Here is a 7,619-nt window from a genome sequence, read left to right as displayed (position 1 = left end):
TATTACTTAACAATCTCTTCTGCGCAGACGGCGTACGGTGTGCTGGTACTGTTGAGAAGATCACAGGCCCAGAGCGAGATGAGACTGTAGAATCCGAGCAGAGCCGGCGTGGTTCGCGCTATGGCGTTGTCGGTCCACTGGCGCTGTGTCTCGATACCCAGGTGCGCGCGGGTTTCGGCAAATGTGACCTCAATYTGCCAYCGSCGGACGTAGAGGGCGATGATGTCGGCGGGCTCGAGGGTRATGTCGGTACTGAAGAAGGCYTGCGGSTCGCGCTTTCCGTCAGGRTCGCGAACCARGACCCAGCGGRCCGGCAAGACCGGGGTGCCGGGCCTGTACCATAGGGCGATGTCGGATGTGATCTGGAGCGTCTTGCCGTTGAGATGGCCATACCAGGCAGAGACGAGAATGCTGGTCCAGCGTGTCGCCGGATTGGCGAGCAGGGTCTTGAGTTTTGGTAATGCTCGCCCTTTCTGTGCGGGGCGGCCCCATCCGTGCGTGCCGTTCGCCCCGTCAGGCCTGTGCAAACAAGTTGGCATCGAGCCGCAGTCGGCTGATGAGTGTGGCCCGGCGAACAATTGCATGTGCCAGTTCGTGGACAGCAAAGCTGCTGTCGCCAATGAAGATGATCCGCCGACCCGGCAGCCAGCGAGACAGCTGCAGCGCGCCCTGCCGGGCCCAGTCCGTCAGCAATTTATGACGGCAGCCGCGTTGACGGTTCGATCGTTCCGAAGGAGCGAGCAACGTCAAGACTGGCAGCGCCTTGATCAGGCGGGTCCATGACACCGGGGTGAGCACCATGAAGCTGAGCCACCGCAGTCCGCTGGCTTTGACGAAATGGCCGTGACTGGAGCGGACCGGGTCGCGGTAGATACCCCGTGCGGTGATCTGGCGCCCCCATCGCCGCTCAATGGTGTCGTCCATACCGATGACAACAGGGCCCTCTGGCACGAGCCGTTCGACCACGATGCTGAGCAGTCGCCTGGCAACGGCACGGGAGCTCCCGCGGGCACGGTTGAGGATCTGGTGATAGGTTGCAAAGTTGGCAGCATGGGCTCGGCCGGTCACACGCAGGCAAGACGTAACGGTTCGTTTGCCGGTGGCCAGCAGGCCGCCCATCACAAGAACGAGTACATGCTCCCAACTGGGGGCAGTGAAGCAGGGGCGCCATACCTGCATCCATTGGCGCAGGATCTGGGGGACGGCATCGCCGATAACGGCCTTGTTCTGGTCCAACATCCCATGCTTCGAATCCTAACTGAAGCACGTTGCAACGCTTAGGCTGTTGCCATGCGGCGAGGTGACTCGAATATGCTGTGACCTGACGGCAGCTATGGATGCACCATGAAAGACGAGGAAATCATTCTGCGCATCGAGACGTTCGACGCGGCCAACGGCGGCGGCGTCGGATGGTATGAGGACAAGGGCGCTTACCATCTCTATCTGCTGGAAACCGAGGCACCGATTGCCCGCCTCAAGCCTGTCGGCACGCGCGACGAAGTCAGGCTCGGCTACTGGTCACACCGGCGAAAATGGGAAGATATCGACGATATGGGCGGATGCGTCTTGCCCCTCGATCAAGCCCTCGACCACATCGCTGAAAACAGCATCTTCTGGACCTGGACCTAACCAAAAACGTACAAAGTCGAGCTAAGAGGCTGTGTCGGAACGGCGTCGTAACGGTGGACGATCAGGCTTCAATGTGATTCCGAGGGGTTGCGACACCAACCTTGGAAGCCATCATGTGGAACCCGCCCGCCCGCGCGCATCATAGCCGCGAGCAGCTTCGCTATGGAAGTGATCTTACCGACGCGGAATGGCATTTGATCGAGCCGTATCTGCCTGCGCCATGCTCTTGCGGGCGACGATGGCGCTGGCCGATGGGGGCCATTATTGAAGCCGTTTTCTACTTGCTGCGGGCAGGATGCCCATGGCGGCTTCTGCCCGACAGTTTTCCGCCATGGCGCACCGTTTACCGTTGGTTCTGTACCCTGCGCGACGATGGAACCTTCGTAACCGTCCGATTGTTACCGCAGCTTATGGGCCTTGAAGCGCGCGGCGAGCTCGGGATCGTCGATAAAGTCATCGAGGAATTGGTGCCAGGCCTTGGTCGTGAGACGCGCCCCGCTGAGCATGTCCGTCAGTTCTTCCACGCCGTGATCAGTCAGCGCGGTGATGGCCTCGTCCGGACCGGTGTGGACGCTGACGATGGCGCCGTAGGTGAGGTTGTCGTCGTTTGAAACGATGGCTTCCAGCAACTCCACGTTCTCGTCGAGTATCCTGGCGACATAGTCGAGGGTGAGGAAGGAAGTGACAGCGGCCATCAGGCGGCCAGTGCTTGCGGGATGGTGCGCGGCACCCAGTTCCAGGGTAACAGCTCGTCGATCCTGTTGATCTTGTGATCGTGGATGCGATTGAGCAGGTCGGTGATGTATGCTTGTGGATCGAGGCCGTTCATTTTGGCGCTTTCGATGAGCGTCATGGCGCGGGCGAGGGTTTCGGCGCCTGTTTCGGAGCCGGCGAATAACCAGTTCTTCTTGCCCAGGCATATGGGCCGGACAGCCCGCTCGGCAGCGTTGTTGTCGATGGCGACGCGTCCATCGTCGATAAAGAGGCTGAAGGCGTGCCAGCGCCCCAGGGCGTAGCGAAAGGCCTTTGCCAGGTCTCCCTTGGTCGAGATACGGGTGAGTTGCTTCTCGGCCCAGCTATGCAGAGCCTCGAGTTTCGGTCGGCTCAGCTCCTGGCGTACTGCCCGGCGGATATCGGCAGGCTTGCCCGCGATCTTGCGCTCAATGTCGTAGAGTTGCCCGATACGCTCGAGCGCCTCGTGTGCGATCTCGGATTTTTGCGACGTCCAGATGTCATGAAAATCGCGTCGCCAATGCGCAAAGCAGGCCGCTTCCTGGAAGCGAGGCTCACCATCCGCGAGGGGTTCGTAGAGCTTCGCATAGCCTTTGTAGGCGTCGGCTTGCAGGATACCGCTTGCGCTGCCCAAGTGAGCAAGCACGTGCTCGGCTTTCCAGTTGGGCGCATAGCGGTAGACGACCCCAGGCGGCGCGGTGCCGGCCCAAGGCCGCTGATCACAGACATAGCCCCAGATCCGGCCTTGCATCACACCCTTGCCGATACCCTTGGCGCGTCGTTCCGGAGCCAGCACGCGGATCGGTGTGTCGTCGGCGTGCAGGATGTCGCTACCCAGGACCGAGGCCTCGATCCGATCGATTACCGGCTGCAGGATCCGCATCGAGCGACCACACCAATCGGCCAGCGTGCTGCGTGGGATGTCGGCACCCATGCGCGCGAAGATCTCGTTCTGCCTGTACAGCGGCAAATGGTCGTCAAACTTCGCGATCAGCACGTAAGCCAGGAGACTTCCTCCGGCCATGCTGCCGGGGATCGGTCGGCTCGGGGCTGGCACCTGGACCATCTTCTCGCAGCAACGGCAGGACTTCTTCGGGCGGGCGACTTCGATGACCTGGAGCTTTGCCGTGATCATCTCGAGGATCTCGCTCACGTCTTCGCCGACGAGACGCAGCTCGCTGCCGCACTCCGGACAGGTGCTGCCGGGGTCAAGTTCGTGGCGTTGGCGCGGCGTATCCGCCGAGACGCGTGGGCGCCGAGATGGACGCGGCCCAGGGGTGGTCTCGGCAGACGCGGCCGCCGCTTGCGCCTCGGAATCGTCCTGGTCACTTGTCACGAGGCCCTGTTGTGCGATCGAGACAAGCACATCTTCGAGAGCGAACTCGAGTTGCTCGATCTCGCGTTCGATCTTCTCGGAGGATTTGCCGAAAGCCTGCTTCCTGAGCTTGGTAATCTGCAAACGCAGTGCCTGGACGACTAGGTCATGGGCGCGCAGCGTCGTCGTCAGCTTCGTGTTCTGGGCCTGCAACTGGGCGATCAGCGCCTTGAGGAGGGCCGGGTCTTCGGGAAGATCTGATGCCGCGTTCAGCATGGCTTTTTCTACAGGAAAACGGCTGCAAAGCCTAGCAAAACAGCCGCTTTCGTAGAAGAAAAGTTACCCCGCGCGTGTAGGCGGCGCACCCCAGTTCGGACGCCTCCAGTCGATCCCTTCCCACAGCATCGCGAGTTGGGCCGATGTCAGTCGCGCCGCCCCGTCAGCCGCAGAGGGCCAGGGAAAACGGCCGCGCTCCAGGATCTTGTAATAGAGGCAAAATCCCTGACCATCCCAGTAAAGCAGCTTCAGCCTGTCGCCGCGCCGTCCCCGAAAGGCGAATACGGCACCACTGGCCGGCTTCTGTCGCAGCACGGTCTGGGCCAGCATTGCAAGACCCGAAATCCCTTTACGCTTATGTGGAGCTCCACATAAGCGCAACTATGCGCTGACCATGATTATGCAGCGTCGGCGCGAAAGGGGCAAGTAATTGTGCTCGGCTGTTCCCATATCGACTCCGCATAACTAACGTCGGCTAGCGCGCGCCAAGCATTGAAGCGCCCCGGGTTTCCAGGAGGCTCCAACTTGTGAGAAGGAGCATCCGTTATGAGCAAGACAACCAACAAATTTTCACCTGAAGTCCGCGAGCGGGCGGTTCGTATGGTGGTGGAGCAGCGGGCCGAGTACGGCTCGGAATGGGAAGTGATGAAGTCGATCGCGGCGAAGATCGGCTGCTCGCTGGAGACGCTGCGCCGGTGGTGCCGCGAGGAGGCGAGCCGACGAGCGGGGCCAGCGGCGCTGGCGGCGGATGACCGGGAACGCCTGAGATTGCTGGAGCGCGAAGTGAAGGAACTACGCCGGGCCAACGAGATTTTGCGCAAGGCATCTGCGTATTTTGCGATGGCGGAGCTTGTCTTATGAGAATCCCTGGCTCCTGAGGCAAAAGGGAGCCACTACCCGGCACCGCAGCTGCGGTGCCGGGTGGTGGCGGGGGCGGCGCCGTGCGGAGCTTGGTCTTGCAGGACCGCGGTCGAGTTTGGCGAGTCCCTGTCTTTTCTTACGACCTGAACGGATACGTGGGCTCCGGGCCCGAACGACAAGCAAAGGTGGATAGAAAAGATGGCAAAGGATACCATCGGAATCGATGTGTCGAAAGACCGTCTGGACGCTTTCTGGCACTCCCATGACGTAGCGCTCAGCCTGCCTAATACGGCTGAAGGTTTCGCTCAGCTATGCGCCTGGCTGGGCGAGAATGATGGGGTACTGTTCGTTTTCGAGGCGACCGGTGCCTATCATCGTGGGCTTGAGCGATATCTCAGTTTGGCGGGGCACCCCTTCATCAAGGTCAATCCGAAACAAGCGCGACGATTTGCACAGGCTATCGGCCGACTGGCCAAAACCGATAGCGTTGACGCCAAAATGCTGGCTCGCATGGGGATTGTTCTGGATTTGACCCCTCAAGGCATAGAAGGTGAAGATGTTCATGATCTCAGGGAGTTGCTGACAGCACGGCGTGCCTTGGTCAAAGATCAGATCACGGCAAAGACACGCCTTGCTACAGCAACCAACCCTTTGGTGAAAGACCAACTCTGCCGCCGGATCAATGACATTGACACCGACATCAAAGCCTTGGATGAAGTCGTTGCCCAGATCGCCAAACAGCGTGGAACCCTTGATGAGCGCATCAGGCGTCTGATGACCATTCCGGGGGTCGGCAGATTAACCGCGACCATCTTGGTGATCGACATGCCGGAACTTGGGCATCTCGACAGCAAAAAGATTGCTGCTCTGGCTGGACTTGCGCCCATGACGCAACAGTCAGGCAAGTGGCAGGGCAAAGAGCGGATTATTGGTGGCCGGGCGTCACTCCGGCGGGCAATCTACATGCCTGCGTTGGTCGCCATTCGCTTTAATCACGATCTCCGCGACAAAATATCAGCAGCTCGTAAATGCAGGAAAGGCGAAAAAAGGTCGCCATCACCGCCGTCATGCGTCGCATCATCGTTCTGGCAAACACGCTGCTGCGTGAAGGGGCGTGATTGGCAGCCAAAAAAAAACGACCTTGACCAAGACGGATACTCGACCGCCCCGGGAGATGATGATGGCGTTCATCGACGTCCATCGCGAGGATTTGGGTATCGAGCCGATCTGCCGGGAACTGGCAATCGCCCCATCCTCCTACCATGAACACGCCGCGCGTAGTGCCGATCCCGGCAGGCGTCCAGCACGTGCGCAGCGTGATGACGAGATCAGGGAGCAGATCAAGCGGGTCCATGAGGCCAGCTTCGGCCTCTATGGCGCACGCAAGGTCTGGCACCAGATGCGGCGTGAAGGCATAATGGTGGCGAAATGCACGGTGGAACGATTAATGCGCGCCATGGGGCTGGCAGGCGTCCGGCGTGGAAAGAAGACGGTCACCACCGTCAGCAACCCGAATACGCCGTGTCCGCTGGACAAGGTCAATCGGGCATTTCGCGTCAGCCGGCCAAACGCCCTGTGGGTCGTCGATTTTACCTACGTGCACACCTGGACGGGCTTCGTCTATGTTGCCTTCGTGATTGACGCTTTTGCCCGGCGGATCGTCGGATGGAAGGTCAGAACGTCAGCCACTGCCAACTTCGTTCTGGATGCCCTGGAGCAGGCGATCCATGCCCGTAGGCCCGGTCCCGATGATGGACTGATCCACCATAGCGACAGGGGAGTTCAATATCTTGCCATGAACTATACCCAGCGCTTGGCCGARGCGAAGCTCGTTCCCTCGGTCGGTAGCGTCGGTGATTCCTACGATAACGCCTTAGCCGAGACGATCAACGGCCTTTACAAGGCCGAGGTAATTTGGCGGCAGCGGTCATGGCCAAGCGTTTCGGCCGTGGAAATGGCAACGCTGCGCTGGGTCGATTGGTACAACAATCACCGGCTCTTCGGCCCTATCGGGCACATCCCGCCCGCTGAGGCCGAAGACAATTACTATGCAGCCCTCGAGAACCTCGATATGGCTGCATAGCCCAATGAAAACTGCCTCCTGAAAACCCGGGGCGCTTCAGATCCCGCTGATCGGCAATGCAAGCTGCAGGTCGCCCGCAGATTGCCATCTCGCGCTCAGCTTGCGCGAGTAGCAATACCCCGCCGTCCGAGGTCAGCCGACCACCGTCAAAGGCGGCTGTGACTTTCTTGCGCCCAACCGCTGGAAACGAAAAAAACGGGCGCGCTATCCTTACATCTGGCGGGTGTGGCCTGTGGCATTTTTCTGCCTCGCTGCAGGTTGGTCTAGACACCCAAATTTCCTACAGCAAAGCAATGCCTTACGCCACTCCCGCCAACCCCTCGGACACAGCGCCATGAATAATCCGGGCTAAAGGCATAACTGGCATCATTACGCCGTATGGAGAGCGTCCACACCAACAGTGGTGCTGTCGTCAGGACGGCGGTGATCGTGACCTCGCTGGATCGGCTGTTGAGGCCTTGGCCAACATCGTTGCACACATAGAGGCCCTCGCCCGAAACCATCATGAGGCTCTGACCTCGAAAAGGACCTTGACCCTGACGTCCGCACTACTCAGGTTGACAGCTACCCGCAATTAAAGGGCCGATCCACAGTTCTTATCCGATCCCTCCGCCTGCAACGAATAGAGTTTGCCCGTGATATAGGACGCTTCCTCAGAGGCGAAAAGCAAGTTATCTGCGGCGAGTTCCTCGGGTTCGCCGAACCGGGCCATTGGGGTGTCGC

At 60.0% G+C, this 7,619-nt stretch carries 7 protein-coding genes, 4 pseudogenes and 1 other annotated feature; of the genes and pseudogenes, 5 read left to right on the top strand and 6 right to left on the bottom strand.

The features are described 5' to 3' along the window. Window positions 1-2: 2 nt before the first annotated feature. Together BF95_RS28505 and BF95_RS28500 are read right to left on the bottom strand one after the other, a co-directional pair. Window positions 3-527 (bottom strand): hypothetical protein, encoded by a 525-nt coding sequence (locus BF95_RS28505; RefSeq protein WP_200867059.1) that lies wholly within the window; start codon window positions 525-527, stop codon window positions 3-5. Further along, window positions 514-1,239, bottom strand: coding sequence for a transposase (locus tag BF95_RS28500; RefSeq protein ID WP_200867058.1), 726 nt, complete (start codon window positions 1,237-1,239; stop codon window positions 514-516). The genes BF95_RS28505 and BF95_RS28500 overlap by 14 nt, the downstream gene beginning before the upstream one ends. 105 nt (window positions 1,240-1,344) lie before the next feature. Here BF95_RS28500 and BF95_RS24040 point away from each other — a divergent pair, with 105 nt between their 5' ends. Both BF95_RS24040 and BF95_RS26915 read left to right on the top strand, forming a co-directional pair. After that, complete coding sequence (locus tag BF95_RS24040; protein ID WP_043155122.1) at window positions 1,345-1,629, top strand: hypothetical protein; 285 nt, start codon at window positions 1,345-1,347, stop codon at window positions 1,627-1,629. A 113-nt stretch (window positions 1,630-1,742) separates the two neighbouring features. Beyond that, window positions 1,743-2,012 (top strand): annotated as a pseudogene (locus tag BF95_RS26915) (transposase); the annotation flags it as partial. 15 nt (window positions 2,013-2,027) lie between these two features. Here the strand turns inward: BF95_RS26915 and BF95_RS24035 are convergent. The 3 genes from BF95_RS24035 to tnpB all read right to left on the bottom strand — a co-directional run bounded on the left by BF95_RS24035 (window position 2,028) and on the right by tnpB (window position 4,333). Then, window positions 2,028-2,324, bottom strand: coding sequence for a hypothetical protein (locus BF95_RS24035; RefSeq protein ID WP_043155201.1), 297 nt, complete (start codon window positions 2,322-2,324; stop codon window positions 2,028-2,030). Then, window positions 2,324-3,952, bottom strand: coding sequence for an IS66 family transposase (gene tnpC / locus BF95_RS24030; RefSeq protein ID WP_043155199.1), 1,629 nt, complete (start codon window positions 3,950-3,952; stop codon window positions 2,324-2,326). Before tnpC ends, BF95_RS24035 begins: the two co-directional genes overlap by 1 nt. 63 nt (window positions 3,953-4,015) lie before the next feature. Next, window positions 4,016-4,333 (bottom strand): IS66 family insertion sequence element accessory protein TnpB, encoded by a 318-nt coding sequence (tnpB, locus tag BF95_RS24025; RefSeq protein ID WP_043155197.1) that lies wholly within the window; start codon window positions 4,331-4,333, stop codon window positions 4,016-4,018. A gap of 165 nt (window positions 4,334-4,498) precedes the next feature. On the opposite strand from tnpB, the pseudogene BF95_RS27705 reads away from it, so the two are divergent. The 3 genes and pseudogenes from BF95_RS27705 to BF95_RS24010 all read left to right on the top strand — a co-directional run. Continuing rightward, window positions 4,499-4,803: pseudogene (locus BF95_RS27705) on the top strand (transposase); the annotation flags it as partial. A 208-nt stretch (window positions 4,804-5,011) separates the two neighbouring features. Continuing rightward, complete coding sequence (locus BF95_RS26905; RefSeq protein WP_200867057.1) at window positions 5,012-6,079, top strand: IS110 family transposase; 1,068 nt, start codon at window positions 5,012-5,014, stop codon at window positions 6,077-6,079. Beyond that, window positions 5,948-6,063: a sequence feature (AL1L pseudoknot), on the top strand. Its footprint overlaps the gene before it by 116 nt. Next, window positions 5,973-6,896: pseudogene (locus BF95_RS24010) on the top strand (IS3 family transposase); the annotation flags it as partial. The gene BF95_RS26905 and the pseudogene BF95_RS24010, both read left to right, overlap by 107 nt. 31 nt (window positions 6,897-6,927) lie before the next feature. Here BF95_RS24010 and BF95_RS29930 read toward each other — a convergent pair. After that, a pseudogene (locus tag BF95_RS29930) lies at window positions 6,928-7,135 on the bottom strand (transposase); the annotation flags it as partial. Window positions 7,136-7,619: the final 484 nt, after the last annotated feature.

It is taken from the genome of Sphingobium sp. Ant17 (assembly GCF_000588875.1).
In the GTDB taxonomy this organism is placed as follows: domain Bacteria; phylum Pseudomonadota; class Alphaproteobacteria; order Sphingomonadales; family Sphingomonadaceae; genus Sphingobium.
This window is presented reverse-complemented; position numbering and strand designations above follow the sequence as displayed.

Excerpts from the sequence above, each read along its gene's own strand:
- BF95_RS24040 (WP_043155122.1), top strand. The coding sequence starts at position 1,345 with ATGAAAGACGAGGAAATCATTCTGCGCATCGAGACGTTCGACGCGGCC.
- tnpC (WP_043155199.1), bottom strand. The coding sequence starts at position 3,952 with ATGCTGAACGCGGCATCAGATCTTCCCGAAGACCCGGCCCTCCTCAAG.
- BF95_RS24035 (WP_043155201.1), bottom strand. The coding sequence starts at position 2,324 with ATGGCCGCTGTCACTTCCTTCCTCACCCTCGACTATGTCGCCAGGATA.
- BF95_RS26905 (WP_200867057.1), top strand. The coding sequence starts at position 5,012 with ATGGCAAAGGATACCATCGGAATCGATGTGTCGAAAGACCGTCTGGAC.
- BF95_RS28500 (WP_200867058.1), bottom strand. The coding sequence starts at position 1,239 with ATGTTGGACCAGAACAAGGCCGTTATCGGCGATGCCGTCCCCCAGATC.